Annotated in this window: 19 protein-coding genes and 1 tRNA gene; 13 read left to right on the top strand and 7 right to left on the bottom strand. The window is 60.7% G+C overall.

Annotation, left to right across the window (positions count from 1 at the left end; all coding sequences use genetic code 11):
* Window positions 1-58 precede the first annotated feature (58 nt).
* The 4 genes from A6A03_RS03600 (at window position 59) to A6A03_RS03585 (ending at window position 4,688) form a co-directional block, all read left to right on the top strand.
* Entirely contained in the window at window positions 59-823 is a 765-nt protein-coding gene (locus A6A03_RS03600) for an IclR family transcriptional regulator (protein ID WP_245668812.1), read from the top strand.
* Between the two features lie 262 nt (window positions 824-1,085).
* Complete coding sequence (locus A6A03_RS03595; protein ID WP_066783625.1) at window positions 1,086-2,303, top strand: anion transporter; 1,218 nt, start codon at window positions 1,086-1,088, stop codon at window positions 2,301-2,303.
* Window positions 2,304-2,350: 47 nt separating this feature from the next.
* Window positions 2,351-2,426 (top strand) — tRNA-Arg (locus A6A03_RS03590).
* 987 nt (window positions 2,427-3,413) lie between these two features.
* A complete protein-coding gene (locus A6A03_RS03585) occupies window positions 3,414-4,688 on the top strand; it encodes an Nramp family divalent metal transporter (RefSeq protein WP_066783623.1) in 1,275 nt (424 codons plus the stop codon).
* A gap of 23 nt (window positions 4,689-4,711) precedes the next feature.
* On the opposite strand, the gene A6A03_RS03580 is transcribed toward A6A03_RS03585, so the two are convergent.
* Window positions 4,712-5,191 carry a hypothetical protein gene (locus A6A03_RS03580; protein ID WP_066783622.1) on the bottom strand — a complete coding sequence of 160 codons (480 nt, stop codon included), beginning with the start codon at window positions 5,189-5,191 and terminating at the stop codon, window positions 4,712-4,714.
* Window positions 5,192-6,056: 865 nt separating this feature from the next.
* Here A6A03_RS03580 and A6A03_RS03575 point away from each other — a divergent pair.
* Entirely contained in the window at window positions 6,057-7,697 is a 1,641-nt protein-coding gene (locus A6A03_RS03575) for a TolB family protein (protein WP_156525253.1), read from the top strand.
* A gap of 1,005 nt (window positions 7,698-8,702) precedes the next feature.
* Here A6A03_RS03575 and A6A03_RS03570 read toward each other — a convergent pair.
* Window positions 8,703-9,278, bottom strand: a complete 576-nt coding sequence (locus tag A6A03_RS03570) for a peroxiredoxin family protein (RefSeq protein ID WP_082908915.1) — start codon at window positions 9,276-9,278, stop codon at window positions 8,703-8,705.
* 255 nt (window positions 9,279-9,533) lie between these two features.
* On the opposite strand from A6A03_RS03570, the gene A6A03_RS03565 reads away from it, so the two are divergent.
* The 7 genes from A6A03_RS03565 (at window position 9,534) to A6A03_RS03535 (ending at window position 15,085) form a co-directional block, all read left to right on the top strand.
* Window positions 9,534-10,715 carry an MBL fold metallo-hydrolase gene (locus A6A03_RS03565; protein WP_066783618.1) on the top strand — a complete coding sequence of 394 codons (1,182 nt, stop codon included), beginning with the start codon at window positions 9,534-9,536 and terminating at the stop codon, window positions 10,713-10,715.
* Window positions 10,716-10,788: 73 nt separating this feature from the next.
* The gene (locus A6A03_RS03560) at window positions 10,789-11,037 is read left to right on the top strand and encodes a sulfurtransferase TusA family protein (protein WP_066783616.1); all 249 of its coding nucleotides are present in this window, start codon (window positions 10,789-10,791) and stop codon (window positions 11,035-11,037) included.
* A 53-nt stretch (window positions 11,038-11,090) separates the two neighbouring features.
* Entirely contained in the window at window positions 11,091-11,666 is a 576-nt protein-coding gene (locus A6A03_RS03555; protein ID WP_066783614.1) for a DsrE/DsrF/DrsH-like family protein, read from the top strand.
* A gap of 106 nt (window positions 11,667-11,772) precedes the next feature.
* Window positions 11,773-12,141, top strand: a complete 369-nt coding sequence (locus A6A03_RS03550; protein WP_066783612.1) for a rhodanese-like domain-containing protein — start codon at window positions 11,773-11,775, stop codon at window positions 12,139-12,141.
* 79 nt (window positions 12,142-12,220) lie between these two features.
* Window positions 12,221-12,718, top strand: coding sequence for a protein tyrosine phosphatase family protein (locus tag A6A03_RS03545; RefSeq protein WP_066783610.1), 498 nt, complete (start codon window positions 12,221-12,223; stop codon window positions 12,716-12,718).
* A 9-nt stretch (window positions 12,719-12,727) separates the two neighbouring features.
* Complete coding sequence (locus tag A6A03_RS03540; protein ID WP_066783609.1) at window positions 12,728-14,494, top strand: SulP family inorganic anion transporter; 1,767 nt, start codon at window positions 12,728-12,730, stop codon at window positions 14,492-14,494.
* A 168-nt stretch (window positions 14,495-14,662) separates the two neighbouring features.
* On the top strand, window positions 14,663-15,085 hold the full coding sequence (locus A6A03_RS03535) for a rhodanese-like domain-containing protein (RefSeq protein ID WP_066783607.1): 423 nt from the start codon (window positions 14,663-14,665) through the stop codon (window positions 15,083-15,085).
* Between the two features lie 52 nt (window positions 15,086-15,137).
* Here the strand turns inward: A6A03_RS03535 and A6A03_RS03530 are convergent, their stop codons facing one another.
* The 5 genes from A6A03_RS03530 to A6A03_RS03510 form a co-directional block, all read right to left on the bottom strand.
* Window positions 15,138-15,533, bottom strand: coding sequence for a Zn-ribbon domain-containing OB-fold protein (locus tag A6A03_RS03530; protein WP_066783605.1), 396 nt, complete (start codon window positions 15,531-15,533; stop codon window positions 15,138-15,140).
* A complete protein-coding gene (locus A6A03_RS03525; RefSeq protein ID WP_066783603.1) occupies window positions 15,530-16,162 on the bottom strand; it encodes a Yip1 family protein in 633 nt (210 codons plus the stop codon). The genes A6A03_RS03530 and A6A03_RS03525 overlap by 4 nt, the downstream gene beginning before the upstream one ends.
* An 82-nt stretch (window positions 16,163-16,244) precedes the next feature.
* Window positions 16,245-17,411 (bottom strand): thiolase C-terminal domain-containing protein, encoded by a 1,167-nt coding sequence (locus A6A03_RS03520; RefSeq protein WP_066783601.1) that lies wholly within the window; start codon window positions 17,409-17,411, stop codon window positions 16,245-16,247.
* A 151-nt stretch (window positions 17,412-17,562) separates the two neighbouring features.
* Complete coding sequence (locus tag A6A03_RS03515) at window positions 17,563-18,612, bottom strand: hydroxymethylglutaryl-CoA synthase (RefSeq protein WP_066783599.1); 1,050 nt, start codon at window positions 18,610-18,612, stop codon at window positions 17,563-17,565.
* Window positions 18,613-18,823: 211 nt separating this feature from the next.
* Entirely contained in the window at window positions 18,824-20,146 is a 1,323-nt protein-coding gene (locus tag A6A03_RS03510) for a hydroxymethylglutaryl-CoA reductase, degradative (protein ID WP_066783598.1), read from the bottom strand.
* 173 nt (window positions 20,147-20,319) lie between these two features.
* On the opposite strand from A6A03_RS03510, the gene A6A03_RS03505 reads away from it, so the two are divergent.
* Window positions 20,320-21,012, top strand: coding sequence for a hypothetical protein (locus tag A6A03_RS03505; protein WP_245668811.1), 693 nt, complete (start codon window positions 20,320-20,322; stop codon window positions 21,010-21,012).
* Window positions 21,013-21,517: the final 505 nt, after the last annotated feature.

Genomic DNA, 21,517 nt, shown 5'->3' with positions numbered 1-21,517 from the left:
AAAAACGCCACTTTCCCTTACACTACCATGGAAAATCTTTTTAGATGCCGGAATGGGTATGGTACAGTCGATCGATCGCGCCTTTGATGTGTTAGAAGCGCTTGCGCTAGCTGATGATGATCTGAGTGTTTCGGAATTGAGCGAGCGGCTCGATTTGCCGTTAGCGACCGTTCATCGCCTGCTCTCTAGTTTAGCGGCCAGAGGCTACGTTGCGCAAGAGGCGAGCACGCGGCGGTACGGGCCGGGGCCGCGGCTGTTGGAAATCGCTGCCCGCGCCGCCCAAAGCCGGCGGTTCGATCTGATCCGGATTGCGCGGGCCGAGCTGGCCAAACTGACCGCCGAGACCGGCGAGACGAGCAATTTGATTATTCGCCAAGGCGATGCGGCGGTGTACCAAGAACAGTTTCCAAGCCCGCACATGGTGCGGATGTTTACCGAAGTCGGCCAGCGCGCGCCGTTGTACTGCACCGGCGGCGGTAAAGCGATCTTGGCGGCATTGCCAGTTGCCGAACTCGAACAGTATCTGGCGAGTGGCCGGTTTGAGCAGTGGACAACCAAGACCATCACCGACCGCGACCGCTTGCGCGCCGAGCTGGCCGTGGCGCGCGAACGCGGCTTTGCCCTCGACGACGAAGAGCGTGAAGCGGGAGTGTGCTGCGTCGCGGCGCCGATCTTCGACCGGCGCGGGCAGGTTGTAGGGGCGATTAGCTTATCCGGCCCCTCGATCCGGCTCAGCCGGGAGCGGGCCGAAGCGTTGGGGCCGCGGGTGCGCGAAGCGGCGCTGGCGTGCAGCCGGCAGTTAGGTTATCGCGTTGATGATTGAAGTCTGGTAGGATGGCGTGCGGCAGTTGTACTGCTGCGTGTTATGGCGTGTGGCAGTATGACTGCCGCGTATTATGGAGTGCGGCAGTATGACTGCCGCGTGTTATAGAGTGACGCCTAACATATCCTTCTCGCGTGAGCAACGGTGTCTCAATTAAGCACACAACTTGTCAGCGGACTGCGCAAGCATAGCCTGCCCCGTCAGGGCGGGCAAGTTTGCGATAGGCAAACCGCGCTTTATGAGCGAACTGTAAGCAACCCCCATGGACACCATCATCTCAGTACTGAGCTTGCTGATCGTCGCCGCAACCATCTTTGGGGTCGCGGTCGGGCGCTGGCCATTGCTGCGCGCCGATCGGACGACGATCACCGTGATCGGCGCGGCGCTGCTGCTCGGCATCGGCGCGATGTCGTTGGAACAGGCGTATGAGGCAATCGATTTCGACACCATCTTACTGCTGTTTAGCATGATGGTCATCAACGGCAGTCTTTTTCTCGCCGGCTTTTTCGGCGTCGTCACCCAGCGCGTGGTGCAATTCGCCCGCGGCCCGCGCTCGTTGCTGGCGCTGGTCATCGGCGCGAGCGGCGTGCTCTCGGCGCTGTTCCTCAACGATACGATTGTGCTCATGATGACGCCGATCGTGCTCGATGTCACCCGCGCCCTCCGGCGCGATCCGCTGCCTTACCTGATCGGGCTAGCAGTCGCGGCCAACATCGGCTCCACCGCTACCATCACCGGCAACCCGCAAAACATCATCATCGGCAACGCCTCCAACATCCCTTACCTCGATTTTGCCGCTGCGCTGACGCCAACCGCCTTGATCGGCCTCGTCATCTGCTGGGTGATCGTCATACTCGTGTACCGCGACGAATTCCGCAGCGGGGCGCTCGCAGCGCCGAACGTCTTGCGCACACGGGTCTACCGGCCATTGCTGCGCAAAGCGGCGCTGGTGATCACGCTGATGCTAATCGCCTTTCTGGTTGGGGTGCCGGTGCCGGTAGCGGCCTTTGTCGCCGCCGGTGCGCTATTGGCCACCCGCCGCCTGCGCCCCGAACGGGTCTTCAAAACCATCGACTGGGGCCTCTTGGCTTTCTTTGCCGGCCTGTTCGTCGTCACCCACGCCCTCGAAACCCAAGGCTGGACCGAACAACTCTTCACGGCCTTGGCCCCGCTCGCCCAAGCCGGGATGGTTCCGTTCGGCTTGGTGTCGGTCGTGCTCTCGAACCTGATCAGCAACGTACCAGCAGTGTTACTGTTGCAAGGCTTAATCCCGGCCTTTGCCGACCAGCAGCGGGCATGGCTCACGCTCGCCGCCACCGCCACCCTCGCCGGCAACCTCACCCTGCTCGGCTCGGTCGCCAACCTGATCATGGCCGAGCTCGCAGCGCGCTGGGGGGTGCGGGTGAGCTTTGGCGCGTACCTGAAGGTGGGCCTGCCGGTGACGATCTTGACCGTGGCGGTGAGCTTGGTGCTGGTGTGACCTCTCTTGCACAGCAATCCAGAGTATGGTAGACTCGAACCGGCATTGCCCTCGTAGCTCAGGGGATAGAGCAGCAGTTTCCTAAACTGCGTGTCGCGCGTTCGAGTCGCGCCGGGGGCGCCAGCTCCGAAAGGGCGAGAGTCAAATGACTCTCGCCCTTTTTGGTGTTCAGGGGCGCAGAGGGGGCAAAGGCGCAGAGATGCTTAACGCAAAGGCGCGAAGGACGCGAAGGGCGCAAAGCTATTTTGGGAGGGGGGATGATCCTTGGCGTCCTCTGCGGTAAACGAACCCTCACCCCCAACCCCTCTCCCGCTAGCGGGAGAGGGGCGCTGCTGTTTTTCGCTTCACGATGCCGTTCCCGTAAACCACGCGGCTCCCCCTCTCCCACCGTCAGGTGGGAGAGGGGGCTGGGGGGGTGAGGGCGTCAACGCAACGGCGCAAAGCGGGCAAAGGCGCAGAGATGCTTAACGCAAAGGCGCAAAGAACGCGAAGGGCGCAAAGCTATTTTGGGAGGGGGATGAGCCTCGGCGGCCTCGGCGGCCTCTGCGGTAAAGAGCGTATCCCCGTTCTTGCGGTGAGGCGCGGGGCGGGTGCCCGGTTGTCATTGCGAGGGGGCGGAGCGCCCGAAGCAATCTCCCGCTTCGGCGGATACGATGGCTGCGTGGGGGCATTTGTGGAATGCGGCAGTGGAACTGCCGCACGCCATACGGGCAGGCATGGCTCCCGTGCTCGGAGGGGATTGCTTCGCCGCCTGACGGCGGCTCGCAATGACAGGTGGTGGGCGGGAGCGCAGCCCTCTTGTCATTGCGAGGGCGCGGAGCGCCCGAAGCAATCTCCCGCTTCAGCGGATACGATGGCTGAGTGAGAGCATTCGTGGATGCGGCAGTGGAACTGCCGCACTCCATACGGGCAGGCATTGCTCCCGTGCTCGGGGGAGATTGCTTCGCCGCCTGACGGCGGCTCGCAATGACAAAGGGCGGCCTCTGACTACAATGATACTTGACTGATCACCTTTGTTGAGGTACAATAGAAATAGGATTTAGGTAATCCTAAAATTGAACTTGTGATTACCTAACTACGTGCAAAACCGATTGGTGGGAGCTTAGCGACATGGAATCGCTCACCTACGCAGGCCAACATAACGATACACTGGCCGCACCGCAGCCGCGCCGCCGGTTGTTGGCGCGGCTCTGGCCCTTTTTGGGGCCGGCGTTTGTGGCCTCGATCGCGTACATTGATCCGGGGAATATCGCGACGGCGGTGCAAGCCGGCGCTCGTTTCGGCACCATGCTGTTGTGGGTGGTGGTCGCCAGTAATCTCGCGGCGATGCTGATCCAAGCGTTGGCGGCGAAGGTTGGCATTGCCACCGGCTATAGTCTGGCCGAGTTGTCCCGTGAGCATTTTCCGCTGCCGGTGGTGTGGTTGATGTGGTTGGTGAGCGAGCTGGCGGCGATGGCGACCGATCTGGCCGAGTTTATCGGGGCCGCGATCGGGTTTCAGTTGCTGTTTGGCTTGCCGCTGCTGTGGGGCGGGGTGCTGACAGCGGTGGTGACGTGGTTGATTATCAGCCTCGAGCGGCGCGGTTTCCGTCATCTTGAAGCGGTGATTTCGGCGTTGCTGGCGGTGGTCGCCTTGTGTTATGTGGCTGAACTTGTGTTTGGCCGGCCTGATTGGGCCGAGGTCGGGTTTCACATGGTGGTGCCGCAACTGGCCGGGACGGAGAGTTTGCTGCTGGCGGCGGGCATCCTTGGCGCGACGGTGATGCCGCATGCGATTTTTCTCCATTCGGCGCTGACCCAACATCGGATTGTAGGCCATACGGACGCCGAGCGCCGCACGATTTATCGGTTTGAGTTGGTTGATATTGCGATTGCGCTCGGCATTGCCGGTTTGGTCAACGCGGCGATGTTGATTATGGCTTCAACGGCCTTCTATCGCCACGGTCTCCACGATGTCGCTACGATCGAAGGTGCGTATCAAAGCCTCACGCCGTTATTTGGCTCGGCGGCGAGCCTGATCTTTGGGGTTGCCCTGCTGGTGTCGGGGCTTTCCTCTTCGGCGGTGGGTACCTTGGCCGGCCAGACGATTATGCAAGGGTTTTTGCACTGGGAAGTGCCACTGTGGTTGCGGCGTCTGATTACGATGGCGCCGGCGATGCTGGTGATCGCACTTGGTGTCGATCCGACCAATGCGCTCGTGCTGAGCCAAGTGGCGCTCAGTTTTGCCCTGCCTTTTGCCCTGATCCCGCTGATTTGGTTCACGAGCCAGCGCCGCGTCATGGGTAGCCTGCGTAATCAGCGGGTGACGACGGTGCTGGCCAGTGTGGTGACGCTGGTGATCATCCTGCTCAACGTGGTGCTGATTGTGCAGGAGTTTATCGCTTAGCGCCGTTTGCCCCCGATCAGCCATTATTGCAGCAGGGTAGCCAGCGTCTGCTCGAGTCCGGCCGCGCGTTCGGCGGTGTAGGGGCCGGTGTCGCGCCAAAAGATCCGTCCGGTGCGATCGACTAACAGCAGGGTAATTGTCTCGGTGCTGGCAATCTGCAACGCCGTCACCACTTGCTGCACGTCAGTATAGACGGTCAGTGTCCGGTTGCGCACTGCCGGATCGGGAATAGCGAACGCCATGCCGCCGTCGATGAAGGGGCGGGCAAGGATGTATTGCCTCCCAATGATGGGCAGTTCATAGGCCCGTAGGGTGGGATGGGCAGCGAGCAGCGGGTTGAGGAAGGTGAACCACGAGTCGACCAAGGCTTGATGCCAGCGTCGAAACGCGATGATGGCGATATTGAACGCGCCGCCAAATTCTGCCGGCAAGGTGAGCGTGCGTCCGTTGAGGTTGCGGGCGGGCAGGGTAGGGAAGAGGAGAGTAGTTGGTTCAAGGTTCATGGGCTAACCCTTCCACGGTGATAACGTGATCCTGTGGGTAGTGTAGCGCCAAGTAGCGCCGTATATAAGGATGGAACATATTCTTCTCCACTAAGCGAAGGTCACTGACCTTCGCTTTTTTGGTGTATAAAAGGTTAACCATTGTGGGGTTAGGATGATAGTTTGAGTTGTTGGATGGTCTTACGTTAGTTTTTATTGGCAAAAAGTTTTTGGTTCAAAAAATCACAAAATTACTGTAGTAAATGACGAAATTGTTATCAAAAACCGTATCGATAACATTTGTTAACTAAAGAAAGATGTGCTGCTCCTAGTGTGTTTTGTTGGTGAATTATATAGTGATTACAATCTCATTAGAAACGGAGCACTCTACCCGCCCATCTCCTCTTATCACCTTCATTCACTCGACTGCCAGAAAGGAGCAGATGATGCACCCCGTCCTCCGTTCTTCATTTCTCAGTTCACTGCTGCTTGCGCTAGTGGTACTGGTTGCCCCGGCGGGCAAGTGGCGATTCCGGCCTGTACCCCGATTACAACCGGCACGATGTGGGAAACTGGCAATGTGTATGTGGTGAACAACCGTAATAGTCGATGGTTGAACCGACGCTGTTGTGATGTGGCGCTCGTATGCGTGGGTGTATGTGGTGAACAACCGTAATAGTCGATGGTTGAACGGGTTATCAACGTCTTGGGGGCGAACCGCATCGTGTGTATATTCCAATGATTAGTCGTTCAAACCCGTAGCTGGTCACGATTGGTTGGCGCACAAGCGCCGTTGCAGGCGCCGGTCTGGGTAAGGTGCGCTTGCCTTGTCCTACCGCAGCACTCTTACGTCTTTTACTGTGTGTGACCGGTAAGGAGGCTCACCGTGCGATCCCGTTTCCTCTTCCTGATGGTGTGTGGGTTGGGTTGTCTCGCTCTGGCTTGGTCGCTCGTTGCATGGGCCGTGAGCGCATGGACAAATCCGGTAATTATTGTGGCACAAGCATATCTCGGAAACATCAGCGTGAGCGATGACGGCACCCGTCTCGTTGCGGTTGATATTGTGCATGGCGAGGATAAGAGTCGCAATATTGTGGTCAGTGAGTTCAGTAATGGCGCTTGGCAGCCAGCGCAAGTAATTGCACAGAATGGCGTGTATGATACCGGTTTGGTCATCTTCATGCCGCAGTACACGCATCCGGTTATCAGCGGCGATGGCAACACCATTGCGTATGTTGGCTGGACTGGCAGCGGCCATGCGGTGTATATCGTGGATCGGCTGCCTAATGGTAGGTGGGGCGAACCGGTGTTGCTGAACACGAATATAGGCACTATTCATTATTGGATCAGTCTCAGCCGGGATGGCCGCACGTTGGCATTGGCAAATTATGCCGTTTTCTTTGATACCGCTCAGGTATACGTTACGACGCGCACCAGCAGCGGTTGGTCGCCGCTCACGCGCGTATCTGTTCTGGAGTCTGGCGGGAGTCGTCCGGCGCTGAGCGCTGATGGACGCCGCATTGTCTATATCCAAAATGCGCGGGTGATGTATAGCGAACGCATCGGCCAGCACTGGTCGCCGCCGATCTATCTGACGTTGAATAACCACTGGGAAGGCGCTTCCGTCGATTATCCATTGTTAAGCAGCGATGGCCAGTCGGTAGTCTATTGGCTGGTGCTGAGCGAAGGCAATACGCTGGTCAGTAAAGAACTCTATGTGATGCGCCGGACCAGCGCCGGTTGGGGAACGCCGGAACGAGTCAACAGCCGCTTGAATGTTCCGGCGTCAAAGACTGATTCGGCGGCGGCGCTGAATAGCCAAGCCACGCGCTTGATCTATCCGCGGGCTTTGGTCAGGGATAATACGGTTAATGCAAGTGTGTTGGAGGTTGCCGAATGGACGAATAGCGGATGGCAGGAAACGACCTTGCCGGTCGCGGCGGCGGGCGAGACGTTTGAGTATGGGCCGCGCTTAACGCCTGATGGTATGGCATTGACGTATCTCAGCAGCGGCGCTGGGATCAAGCGTACCACCACGAACGCGCCACCGGCGATGATATCAACCCCTGCGACCACCAGCCGGATCATCACCACCGCTGGCGGCCATTTGTGCGCCAATCATGAACCGATTTGCTACGAATTTGCGCCGGACACCTTTACCACGACGGTGCAAATCACGTACACGCCAGTAACGCAATTGCCGGGGCCAGCGCCGGTGATTACTGATACGAATGCTCCTGTCCAAGCGCAGTATCTCTTTACCATCTCGGCGCAACCGGAATCAGCCGGCGCTGCCGCAACTGCTGCGATCGAGCCGCAACAACCGGTGACGGTATTCATCAATTACCGCCAACCGGTGATTGCCGGCACTGTTGGCCTCTGGCGCTGGGAGGGGAATGGCTGGGTGCCCGTCGCTGGCGTGGATGATCCGGAGACGCGCCTGCTGACGGCGACGTTGGATCAAACCGGCACGTATGCGATCTTCGGTGCCAGTTATCCGGTGTATCTGCCGGCAATCCAGCGTTAAGCGGTTCAAGGGCGGGCAGAACCCATGCGTGCAGATATGGTTGATGGCTTTGAGATGCGCCGTTTCGCCCTCACCCCCGGCCCCTCTCCCGCCCTAGCGCGGGAGAGGGGCGCTGCTGTGTTCCGCGTGAGCAATGGCTGTGCCGCCATGCCGCGGCTCTCCCTCTCCCGCCGTCAGGTGGGAGAGGGGGCTGGGGGGTGAGGGCGGGTAACGCCAAGACGCAAAGGGAGCAGAGGCGCAGTAGAGCCGGACGGCTGTCCGGCTCCGCAGAGCACGCAAAGATGGTTTGGGATGGTGATGATCCTCCGCGTCCTCGGCGCCCTCTGTGGTAAAAACGTACCCCCGTTCCTACGGTGAGGCGGGGCGTACCCCCTTGTCATTGCGAGGGGGCGTAGCCCCCGCAGCAATCTCCTGCTCAGGCGGATGCGAGTGCGTGCAGGCATTGCTCCCGTGCTCGGAGGGGATTGCTTCGCCGCCGGATGGCGGCTCGCAATGACAAGCGGGGAGCGGAGGTGGCGTGCCCTGTGGTCAGTGCGTGGGCGGATACCCCCTTGTCATTGCGAGGGGGCGTAGCCCCCGCAGCAATCTCCTGCTCAGGCGGATGCGAATGCGTGCAGGCATTGCTCCCGTGCTCGGAGGGGATTGCTTCGCCGCCGGATGGCGGCTCGCAATGACAAGCGGGGAGCGGAGGTGGCGTGCCCTTTTGTCATTGCGAGGGCGGATACCCCTTTGTCATTGCGAGGGCGCGGAGCGCCCGAAGCAATCTCCTGCTTCAGCGGATACGATGGCTGAGTGAGATCATTCGTGGATGCGGCAGTTTCACTGCCGCACTCCAGAGGGTGCGTTCCGTGCTCGGCGGGGATTGCTTCGCCGCGCGGGGCGCGGCTCGCAATGACAGAGGCCGGCTGTCATTGTTGAAGTAGGCAGTTTGCGAGCAACGGTGCGCGATCAGCTATGAGCGCTATCATTGCCGAGAGGAGCAGTCTGCCTGCTCCTCTCGTGTTTCTACCCAATACTATCCAACACCGCTGCCAATTCCGCCGGTCGCGGTGGCGTAAAGATGACCGACAGCGGCGCTACCCAGCTCCAGCGAATGATGCCTTGGGCATCGATCACGAACGTGCCGGGCAAGGGCACGCCCATCGCCGAGCCGACGCCGTAGCGGTAGAAGACGCCCCATTCCGGGTCGCTCAGGATCGGGTACGGCGCGCGTAAGACTTCCGCCACGTAACTGGTCATGTCGAGGTCGGTGCTGCTGACCACCAGCAGGTGGGCATTGCGCTGCACAAACACCTCATACTGCTCCCGCAACGCATCCAGTTGCGGCGCGCAATTCGGTCAGAAGAAGCGGTCACTGACAATTCGGGTCAAGTTGAGCACGACCGGTTTCCCGCGCAAGGCGCTGAGCGTGATGGTGCGTCCGTACTCAACCCGGTCTTCGGGCGGGCCGCTAAGGAATTGGGCGTAGGGCAAGGTGAAGTCGGGCGCTTCACTGCCCACCGGCGGCACGTTGGCCGGGCCGCGCGGGCGAATGAACTCTTGCCGCCATTTGTCGGTCAGCGGAATGATCGGTCTGGCCATAGCACCTCCTTGTCTGTAAAGGGGCTTGTTTTCAGTATACTGCGATTTGGCCGGCAGCGGCAGGATCATGGTTTACCAGCGATGAAGATCTGTTTGCTATTGTGCGCCGTGTGGCTTAACGGTGATGCTGAAGGTAAGCGCTTTTCCTTACCAAACCCTTACAAAACCCTCGTACAGCTCTAACGCTGGCGCGGTATCCTACCAGTGAACCAAAAAAGCGTATCGGTTCACAAAGAATGAAAGGGTTTACGAGCAATGACCTTCACGCAAGATCAATCGACTGTCACTGAGATTTCTCCCCGCGAACTGTATGCCCGCCTGCTGAGCGCGCAACCGCTCTTTATCCTCGATGTGCGCAACGAAGATGAGTTCAAGCGCATGCCGGTCGAGGGCCATGCCACCCTGCGCACGCTCAACCTGCCCTACTTCGACTTCATCGAGGACGAAGAGGCGGCGCTGGCGCGCTTGCCGAAGGATGTCGAAGAGGTGGTCGTGATTTGCGCTAAGGGTGGCGCCTCGCAGTATGTAGCTGAGGTGCTCAATAACCATGGTTATCGCGCCGTGTCATTGACCGACGGCATGATTGGTTGGGGCAACTATTACGACGTGCGTGATGTGGCTAGCGCTGCTTGGGGCCGGATTGTGCAGATTGCCCGCCCCGCCCGCGGCGACCTCAGCTTCGCGATTATCAGTGATGGGCAGGCCGCGTTGGTTGATCCGCTCCGCCATATTAACGTTTACCGCGAGCTGATCGAGGGCGCTGGCGCGAAGTTGACCGCTATTCTTGACACCCACGTTCACGCTGACCACATCAGTGGCGGCCCAGCGTTGGCGAAGGAGACCGGCGCGCCGTACTACATCCATCCCTACGATGCCATTCACCCGATCGATATGCTGCCGGCAGTGATCGCCTACGAGCCGCTGCGCGATGGGCAGGTCTTCCAGATCGGGCAGGTGCGGGTCACTTCGATCTGGTATCCGGGCCACACCCTCGGCCAAGTCAACTTCCTCGCCGAGACGCCGGATGGCGGGCGCTATCTGTTCACCGGCGACGGCATCTTCCTGCGCTCGTTTGGCCGGCCTGACCTCGGCGGCAAGGGTGAGGCGTGGACGCCGATCCTCTACCGCAGCATGTTTGAGTGGCTGCCGCGCTATCTGACCGATGACACGATGATCCTGCCGGCTCACTTCAGCACCCTCGATGAGGACGCCGGCAATGGCATCTTCGCTGCGCCCTACAAGCAGGTGCTGGCGCAGAATGACAGCCTCAAGCCGCGCACGCTGGAAGAGTTCACCAGCTACGTGCTCAGCCACCTGCCGGTCTTCCCGCCGGAGTACGTCGAGATCAAGCGGGTCAATATCGGGTTGGTCGAGCCGTGCGACGGCAAGGCGAACGAGTTGGAGTTGGGCAAGAATATCTGTGCATTGGCCGGTTAAGTATCGTACAATAAGGAATAGTTGGGGCGGCAGGTGATCCGCCTGCCGCCGGTGAATAGAGGAGGAGACTACTATGCCGCATTTTGATCAGACATTGGACGTAAAGGGCGCGAAGTGCCCGATGCCGCTGGTGAAGAGCCGCAAGGCGATCACTGAGCTGCCGGTGGGGCAGGTGTTGCAGGTCATCTCGACCGACCGCGGTTCGGTCGCCGATTTTCAGGGTTGGGTCAAGACGGCCAAGAATGTCGAGCTGGTCGCCCAAGAGACGGTGCAAGAGAACGGGCAGGAGCTGTACGTTCACTACCTGCGCCGCACGGCCTAACCCAAAACGGTTGCTCCGGCAGGTGAAATACATACGTGAAGGAAGGAAAAGGAATGACAACACCGATGACGGAAGCCGTTGATACGCAGGCCCTGCTGGCCCGGATCGCCGAACTTGAGCAGCGCGTCGCCGCGCTTGAGCAGTCGCCGGCGCAGGGGATCGAAGATCGGCTGGCAATGGTCGTCTTCTCCGGCGATCTTGACAAGGCAATTGCCGCGTTCATCATCGCCACCGGCGCCGCCTCGATGGGTCTCGAAGTGAGCATGTTCTTCACCTTCTGGGGCATCGGCGCGGTCAAGAAGCAAAAGGTCTTCAGCGGCAAGAACCTGCTCGAGCAGGGTTTCACCGCGATGCTGCCGGGCAAGCTGGGCGAGCTGGGTCTGTCGCAGATGAACTTCTTCGGCGCTGGCGCGCAGATCATCCGTGGCCTGATGAAGAAGCACGATGTCGCGTCGCCGGAAGAGCTGTTCGGAATGGCTCGCGAGCTGGGTGTGCGCATGGTCGTCTGCGATATGTCGCGTGAGCTGCTCGGCATCAAAGACGAAGAGCTGGTTGAAGGGTTGGAGACCGGCGGTGTGGCGACCTTCCTTGGCGATGCCGCCCGCGCGAAAGTGACGCTGTTCATTTAAAAGCAGAGCCAACGCAGGCATAGTTTTGGAAAGCTGATCGGCGACGGCGCGATCACTCACCTACCGAGGAACGCGCCGTCATTTCTTGTGAAAGGATAATGAGACAATGTTTCGTCAATTATTTCGCAATCCGCGTGAAACCCAAGCTAATCACATTGGCACGATGACCGTGCAAGAATTGAAAGCTCAGTTGGACGCTCACACGCCGATGGTGCTGGTTGATGTCCGCCAGCCCGAAGAGTTCGCATACGACGGCCACGTGGCCGGGGCGCGGCTATTGCCGTTGCCGATGCTGGCGATGCGGATGAATGAATTGCCCAAGGATCAGCCGATCGTCTGCATCTGCCGGTCGGGCAACCGCAGCCAAGTGGCCTGCGAGATGCTCCAGCGCCATGGCTTCACTAATGTGACCAACGTGGTTGGCGGGATGGTGGCATGGCAACGGGCCGGCTACCCTATGAATCGCCAACGGTAAGGGGACAGCGACTAGCAGGGCATAGCGGCGCTATGCCCGGACGGCATAGCGCCGCTGTGTTCTGATGAGGGATACACGTATGCAGAACCAGACCTCTTGCAATGCCTTACAACACCAGACTGAGGTCGCACCGCTGCGCAGCTATGCTGTCACCGAGCAGGTCTTGCTCGCAGCGCAGCCGCAGCCGGAAGATTGGCAACGTTTTGCCGAAGCGGGTTACAAGACCGTTTTGAATATCCGCAGTGATCCTGAGCGGGCCGCAGTGCAGGCTGCCAATGCCCGTGCCGCCGGTTTGCGCTACATTCATGCGCCGTGGCCGGCCTACGAGCTTGAACCGGAGCATCTGGCCGAGTTTGCCCGCATTGTCGAAGACCCGGAAACCGGTAAGCTCGTGTTCCACTGCCGTAGTGCGACCCGCGTCGGTCTAATCTGGATGCTCTACCGGATTATGCATCAAGGGTGGACGCGCGAGCAGGCCGAGGCCGAACTCCGCGCCGCCGGCTATGATAGTGATGCGATGGAGACCTTTGAGTTTTGCGCGGGTGATTTCTTCGAGCGCGTTGGTATGCAGGCCTAGGGGGACACTATGGCGCCCGTTTCTGCTCGCCAGCCCGGTATTCAAGCCGCTTTGCTGGCGACGCTCTACCGTTATCTGCCGTTTCTGAACTGGCTGCGCCGCTACCAGCGGGAGCATTTGCCCAGCGACGTAGTGGCAGGCATTGTCACCGCTATCATGCTCATTCCCCAGAGCATGGCCTACGCGCAGTTGGCCGGTCTGCCCCCGCAGATCGGCCTCTACGCCTCGGTAGCGCCGTTGATCGTCTATGCGCTCCTAGGCACCTCTGGGCAATTGTCGGTAGGGCCAGTAGCCATTACCTCACTGCTGGTCTTTAGCGGGGTCAGTTCGCTGGCGACGCCGGGCAGTGAACGCTATATTCAATTGGTGCTCTTGCTGGCCTTTATGGTTGGCGTGATCAAGCTGCTGCTCGGCGTGCTGCGGCTGGGTGTGATCCTTAATTTCATCTCGCACCCGGTATTGGCGGCTTTTACCAGCGCCTCGGCGTTGATTATTGCCGTGGGTCAGTTGAAATATATTCTTGGCTACCGGATTGGCGGCGAACACCTGCACGATACAATTGCGCAGGCGATTGCCGGCTTGGGCCAGACCAATCTTGTGACGCTGGCGATCGGTCTGGGTAGCATTGCCCTGCTGCTCTTCTTCCGGCAGGGGTTGCGCCCGCTGCTACGGCGGGCCGGGTTGCCACCGCTCGCCGTTACCCTGATTGTGAGCGGCGCGCCGCTGCTAGCGGTGATTCTGGGGATTGTGATCGCGCAAGGTTTCCAGCTTGATCAGACGGCGAAAGTGGCGGTGGTTGGCGCGATTCCGCCCGGCTTGTCGCCGCTGAGCACGCCCGCGATGACGATGGCCGATGCACAGGCGCTCTTGCCGACGGCGCTGACCATCGTGCTGGTCAGCGTGGTTGAATCGATTGCGGTGGCGAAGGCGCTGGCTAGCAAGCGCCGGCAAGCGATCGATCCCGATCAGGAATTGGTCGCGCTAGGCGGGGCCAATATTGCGGCCAGCTTCTTCAGTGGCTATCCGGTGACCGGCGGTTTCGCCCGCTCGGTGGTCAATGCGCAGGCTGGCGCGATTACCGGTTTGGCGTCGCTGATTACCGCTGCCGGCATCGCCCTGATCTTGCTCTTCTTCACCCCGATCTTCTACTACTTGCCGCAGGCGGTATTGGCCGCGACTGTGATCGTTGCGGTGATCGGGTTGGTCGATCTGCGTGAGCCGCAGCGGATCTGGCGCACCAACCGCGGCGATGCCTTCACGTGGCTCATCACCTTCGTCGCCGTGCTCGTGCTTGGCATCGAGACCGGCATCTTCGCCGGCGTAGCCTCGGCGCTGGTATTGTACCTCTGGCGCACCAGCCGCCCGCATATCGCGATTGTGGGCCGGTTGGGGGATAGCGAAGTCTACCGCAACGTCGAGCGTCATCAGGTGAAGACGTGGCCGCATGTGGTAGCGGTGCGGGTTGACGAGAGTCTCTACTTCGCGAATACCCGCTACCTCGAGCAGGCATTGCTGCGGATTGTGGCGGAACGGCCCGAAGTGAAGCATCTCGTGCTGATCGGTTCAGCCATCAACTTCATCGACTCGAGCGCCTTGCATACCCTCGATCACCTGATCGACGAGCTGCGCGACGCTGGGGTCGAGTTCCATCTGGCCGATATTAAGGGGCCGGTCATGGATCGGCTCAAGCAGTCGGAGTTGCTCGATAAGATCGGCCACGATCACATTCACATGACGACCCATGCTGCAATGCTGGCGTTGGGGTGCCGGGATTGACATAGAATAGCAAATGGGTTGGGGTCGCGTCCCCTGCGTCCGCAGGGGAACGCGCTTTTAATAATAAGCGGTGTGAAGAAGGTGGATAGCGCTGTGCGGCAGTAAAACTGCCGCACTCCATAGTGGAATCACTGCGCTACGCCGCCCTGTGATTTGAAAGGCAAATCCATGCGACGCTTCTTTATCAGTGCATTCCTCTTGGTGTTCGTAATGCTGGCCGCTTGCGGGCCGGCCACCACGACGACCACCGCGCCGGCGACAACCGCCAAGCTGCCGGCAGAAATCAACGTGGCCCGGCTGAAGACCATGCTCGATCAGAATGAGAATTTCTTCTTGCTGGATGTGCGCACGCCACAGGAATTTGTCCAAGACGGGCGCGTCGCGCAGGCAACCCTCATCCCGCTGCAAGAACTTGAGCAGCGGTTGAACGAATTGCCCACCGATAAGCCGATTGTCTGCATCTGCCGGTCAGGCAATCGCAGTGCGGCAGCGTGTGATCTGCTCCGTTCGCACGGATTTGAAGCGGTCAACGTTGCCGGCGGCATGCGGGCATGGAAGGCCGCCGGCTATCCGGCAGTGGTCGGGCCGTAATGAGTTAAAGAACCGCACGGCGGTGATACTGCACCGCCGTGCGACGTTACGGTCACTGCACGCAAGGCCGGAACTTGTACCCGTACACCAACACCCCATCTTCACCGGTATCCATCAACCGGCGAGTGACCATCTCGACCGGCATGCCGATCGCGAGATCAGCCTCATCGCAATCGGTCAATTGGGCCGTGACGAGTGGTCCCTCCTCCAACCGCACCAGCGCTACCGGGTAGAGACCGAGACTTTCGTACCCCGACGGCGCTTGGCGGATCACGCTGAAGCTATAGATCTCGCCGCGCCCGCTGAGCTGGTACGGTTCCCAATCGTTCGGGTCTTCATCGAGGGTTGGCGGCTGGGCCGGGAAGCGCACCTCGCCGGTGCGGCGATGGCGCTGCCCCTCCAGCCGGTAGCGGGTGGTGCGTTCCCGCCAGTGTCGAGCAATGTTCATGGTGCAAAACCTCCACCAAGGGCAAGACTGACAGCCGCTATGAGTCCTGCCGTCACGCAGACAAAGATAATGGCGATGACGGCCAGAATGATGGCAACGTAGAGCGCCTTCTGCGCTGGCAGATTCATGCCTGACTGAATGGCCAGATAGACCAAGTAGACACCGTACAATGATAGTGCCAGCGAAATGACCCCGCCAATGAAGGGGATGGCGCCGGCAATGGTCTGTGCTACTGACAACGGTGACGAGAAGAGCGAAATCCCCCACGCGAGCTCGCCGAAGCTGCCGGTGCCGCCAAAGGCGCGGCCAAGCAGATAGATGATCCCCCAAATAATCAGCGAGCCGATAATGGTGTTAAAAATGCCGCCGAGGACAAGGTTGATGATATTACCCTGCTGGGCGAGCGTCGTCTCGATCAGGTCGGGGGGCACGTTTTGCGCCTCTAGCTGTGCGCGGATTTGCCCCACGCGCAAAGGCCATGTGATGGCGGTAAGGATGCCATTGATCACACTGGCAATGACTGCGTAGATCAAGGCCCACACCAGATTATCGCGCTCGTGCTGCTCGAACGTTTGTGCGGACGGTTTAGTAAGGACTGCAATACTGCCGTTGATCATTTCCTGAATCACAGGAATGCTCCTTTGTGGTTACAAGAAGGCGGAAAACAGCCTTATTGTACCGCACGCAACTACCTGCGTAAAGGGGTTTCGCTTACGATTCGCGAATCAGAACATGGCTCACCGCGGTGGCGCCGATCCCGCCAAGCGATTGGGCCAAGCCGATGCGGGCATGGGCGACTTGGGTAGCCCCTGCCGTACCGCTGAGTTGGCGGGCGATCTCAATCACTTGGTAGATGCCGCTAGCCCCACCCACATCGCCGCGCGCTTTGTAGCCGCCGGCGGTAGCAATCGGTGTTTTGCCGGTGGGTGTGATCGCGCCTTCGGCAGCGTGGCGCGGGGCCGTGCCGGGTTCGTAACAGCCAATCGCTTCCAGCGCCAAGGTTGCGGCAATGCCGTGCGGGTCGGTCAGCTCCCAGACATGCACATCGCCGACGCCGAGGTGGGCGCGGCCTAGCGCGATGTGGGCACTGGCACGGGCGGCGCTGAGTTCGAGCGGGTTGCGCCGGCGGTGCAACGCTGGGGTGTCGGTGGCAACCGCCGACCCGGCGATGCGGATGCGCGGGCCGTCAAGTTCGCGGGCCAACTGCTCGCCAGCGATGAGGAGGGCGGCAGCGCCGTCGGCCAGCGTGCTGCAATCGAGCAGGTTGAGCGGCGAGGCCACCATCGCCGCTTTGCGATACTTGTTGGCGTCAATCGCAAACCGGTAGAGCGCGAGCGGATTTTTCGCCCCGTTGGCATGGGCATTGATCGGGAACGGCGCGAAAGCGTCCGCGGTGTAGCCGTACTCGTGCAGATAGCGCCGCATCAGCATTGCCCACTGCGCAGTAAGGGTGACGCCGTGCAACGCTTCCTCGTTGCTGTCGGCGGCCATTGCTTGCGCGGCCTCGATCGCGTCTTCGAGGTGATCAGTGACCTTTTCGACCCCAATCACCAAGGCCAGCGGCAAACCGTTTTGCACCGCTTGCACCGCTTGGTAGAGCGCCAACGCGCTGCTAGCGCCGGCAGCTTCGATACGGAGGGCTGGAATCGCTGGCGATAAGCCGAGCACGTTGGCCAGATATGCGCCAAGCTGGCCTTGCCCGTACAATTCTTCGCTGTAGGCGCTACCCACATAGAGCGCGCCGATCTGATGCGGCGCAATCCCCGGCGCGCTGGCCAGCGCCAGCCGCGCCGCTTCACTGGCCAGATCGGCCAGATCACGCCCGTAATGCTCGCCGATGGCGGTCGCGCCCATGCCGGCAATATAGACGTTGGTCATAACGACTCCTTCATCGTAGCGATGACCTTCATTCCTCTTGGGTGCGTTTGAGGAAGTGAAGGGGTTCGATCCTCTTGGTGCGTGTCCTTGCTCTACGTGACGAGAGAACGTTTGGCGAGAGGGGATAGGGGCAGAACTGCATGCGCTCCCTTCACCCCATCACCAACTTTCCGCGCCACTTGGCATAGATCGCGTAATCGATCATCACGGCGCGCTTGAGGTAGGCCGCGGTCAAGGGCGCGCGCTCGCGCCGCTCAAGGATCGCGTCGGTGACGGTGAGGGCGTAGGCGTCAGAACCGGCCCCGCTGCCGTAGCTGGTCACGAAGATGGTGTCACCCGGTTTCGCCACGTCGAGAATGGCGCATAGCCCAACCAGCGCCGCCCCCGAATAGGTGTTGCCGATCTGCGGGCTGAGCAATCCCGGCGCGATTTGAGCGTCGGTAAAGCCGAGCCGCTTGGCGACCGCTTGTGGGAATTTGGCATTGGGTTGGTGGAAGACAGCGTAGGTAAAGTCGGCAGCAGTGCGATTCAGTTGGCGCAACAATTCGCTCGCCGCCGATTGGATCTGGTGGAAATAGGCCGGCTCGCCGGTGAAGCGATTGCCATGCACCGGATAAGGCCGGTCGGCGCGGCGGTAGAAGTCAGGCGTATCGGTGACATACGAGAGGGTCGCGTCAATCGTGGCTAACGCCTGCTCGGCGGGGCCAACGATCAACGCTGCCGCGCCGGCGGAGGCGGTATATTCCAGCGCGTCGCCGGGCCGGCCTTGCGCCGTATCGGCGCCGATCGCCAGCGCATAGCGCTGCATCCCGCTACCGACCAACGCCATCGCCGCCGTTAACGCTTCCGAGCCAGCCTTGCAGGCGAACTCCCAGTCGGCGGCGCTGACCCACGGGCCGGCGCCGAGCGCTTCGGCCACGACCGTGCCCGATGGTTTGACGCTGTAAGGGTGACTTTCGCTGCCGACCCAGACTGCGCCGAGATCGGCGGCAGGAATGGCGGCGCGGGCCAGCGCATTGCGCGCCGCTTCGATTGACATCGTGATCGTGTCTTCATCGGGGCCGGGGACGCTCTTGGCCTCCACCGGCACCCCGTTTTGGCCATCGGTCCAGATGCGGGCAATCTCGCGGGCCGCGATCCGGTAGCGCGGGATGTACACACCATAGCCGATGATGCCAACGGGTTGCTGAGGTTTCATCATAGATGATGCTCCGCTCTCTTGGCGCAAAGCGCACCAAACGATGCTCGTCGCACAGCGACGAACCGCAGATCGGCAGCAGGCGGCTGCCAAACAGCTCCACTCCTTGTTTGGAAGACAAAAACCCTCGCTCCAACGCGAAGTATCGTTCGCGGGTAGGCAACGCTAGCGGCGGCCTGTTCGTCGTTGAGACAGGCCGCCGGAAGTTTAGGTGTTAGTTCTTGGCGGGGTCGCCGGCGACAGTCCGGCCTTCGAGTTCGGCAATAATCTCTTCGGCACGAGCCAGCTTGATATTGCGTTCGGCCACCATCCGGCGGGCGACTTCATCGACCAGCGTGCCGGAAGCGCCAGCAGCCATCGCAATCTGGCGGGCGTGCAGACCCATGTGGCCCTGCTGGATGCCTTCACATGCCAGTGCGCGCATCGCAGCGAGGTTGTTGGCCAAGCCGGCAGCCACGCAGACCTCGGCCAGTTCGTTGGCGCTGCGCACGCCGAGCAGCTTGAGCGCCGCCTGTGCAGTCGGATGCACTTTGGTGGCGCCGCCGACAATCCCGACCGAGAGCGGCATTTCGAGGGTGCCTACCAGATTGCCATGCTCATCGCGCTCCCAGTGCGAGAGTGAGGTATAGTGACCGTTGCGGCTGGCGTAGGCATGCGCACCCGCTTCGACGGCGCGCCAGTCGTTGCCGGTTGCGACCAGCACCGGGTCAATGCCGTTCATAATGCCTTTGTTGTGCGTCGCGGCCCGGTAGGGGTCAACTGCGGCAAAGGCGTAGGCCCAGAGAATGCCCTCCACCACCTCTTCGCCGCTGAGGCCATCGCGGGCCAGCGAGGCTGCCGGCACCACGCAGCGGGCGCGGGCCAGCCGGCGGTCGGTCAGATTCGAGAGGATGCGCAGATAGACCTTGCCGCCAGTCATCTCGGCCAGCAGCGGTGCCACCGCTTCGGCCATAGTGTTGACCGCGTTGGCTCCCATCGCGTCGCGGCAATCGACAATTAGATGCACCACCAGCATCGGCCCCATCGGGCTGGTGGGGAAGAAGCGCACCTCAACATCACGCGCGCCGCCGCCGAGCGTCACTAGCGAACGGCTCTGAGCATTGGCGAGCGCCAAAATCTCTTCCTTGCGGGCAAGGATCGTCTGGCGCGCCTGATCGGGGTCGGCGACATGCACCAACTGCACCTGTCCGATCATCAACGGTTCGGTGCTGCTGGTCTCAAACCCGCCGCCATCACGCACCATGCGGGCGGCATAGCTCGCGCCAGCCACGATTGATGGCTCTTCCACCACCATCGGGATCAAGTAATCGCGCCCATTAATGCGGAAGTTGGTGGCAATGCCCAGCGGCAGGTTGTACGTGCCAACTACATTCTCAATCATTTTATCGGCGCGCTCAATCGTCAAAGCGCCGCCGCTGCCGCCGTGCAGCGCGCGCAAATCTTCATCAACCAGTCCGTCGAAAGATTTGACCATCTGAAGTCGCTCGAACGGATTGAGTTGGTAGAAACCTTGTAGGCGAGAGTTCTTGGTCCCCATGCGAGGACTCCTCCTTATCTCAGAATATCTTCAATCTCCGCTTTCTACGATACCACGATCGCCGTCAAAGATGGTTGAAAACAACTGTCAAAACCTATCATGAGCCTGTCTGAGGGCTGTCATGAGAGGATTTGAGCGCGGTGAACGCCAGTTGTGGTACAATGAGAGGCGTGATGAGCAAACGTTTGTTCGCATTCTTCATCTCCTTGTGGTTGTTGTGGTTGAGCGCATGTGGGGCGGCGCTCCGGTTGCCGTTACCTGCCGACTTAGCCTTAACCGCAGCGCGCGGCCCGCAACAGATGGTCGCCTTCTTGTACCGTGACCAACAAGGGGCGCGGTTAGTCAGCAGTCTCAGTGCCAGCACCGATCCCCCGGTCCCCTTGGAACCTCCTGAACAGCAAGTGTGGCTCGGTGAAGTTGATATACCCGCCAATTTGGGGTTGAGTACAGCCGGTAATGTGCAATACGGGATGGTCATCGCGCAGGGAGATTGGCAGCCTGCCGGCCAATATGGGCCGGGAGGGGTATGGCTGCACGCGCTGGTTTCGCCGCGCCTGCAACCGTTTACGCCGGAAACGGTTGCTCTGGCGGACTTGCTGAGCGATACCCGCTATGAAGGGCAAGTGGTGCGGCTGCGGGCAGCGCTGATTGTTGCTACCGGCGCGAGCCTGCTCGTCGAAGAGATCGGCCCCGGCGGGGTGCCGGCTACGACGGCGCGCCAAGTCAAACTCCTCTATGGCGAGCGTGATCAAGCCCTGCTCGAACGCTTGCAGGCCAGCGGCGCCGCTCGCTTTGGCTACGTTGATGCTATTGGCCGCTGGAAGCAGGGGCGGTTTGAACCGCTCTTGCTGACGCTGGCGCCGTAGTGTCTTCTATTGCAGGGAGAGTAAACAGCCTCCCCTCCCCCAGCGGGTTCAAGGACGGACAGAACATCTGTCCGGTACCCGGCCCTGAAGGGCCGGGCTAGGCTTACGAAGCCCGCTGCGCGGGCTGCTGGCCCTCACCCCCAGCCCCTCTCCCACTGGCGCGGGAGAGGGGAGCGGAGAATCGAGCGTTGAGGTATTGCATAGCGATCAACAGTTGTACTCAACCAAGTGTTCTGTCCGTCCCTCAAAGCGGGGGAGGGGCAAGGGATGGGGGCTGGAAATGAGGCCCCCCTCCCAGCCTCCCCCCGCTGGGGGGAGGAGTCTGACACCCCTCCCCCAGCGTGAGAGGGGCAAGGGGTGGGGGCAACACCCCCCTCCGGGGGAGGGGCAAGGGATGGGGACTGGAAATGAGGCCCCCCTCCCAGCCTCTTTCGGGGGTAGGTATTTCATCGGCTCACCTCCTGCGGCGAGAAGCGGTCGTCGGATGCCAGCGGTGCGGGCGGGT

The organism is Chloroflexus islandicus, from assembly GCF_001650695.1.
Taxonomy (GTDB): Bacteria; Chloroflexota; Chloroflexia; order Chloroflexales; family Chloroflexaceae; genus Chloroflexus; species Chloroflexus islandicus.
This window is presented reverse-complemented; position numbering and strand designations above follow the sequence as displayed.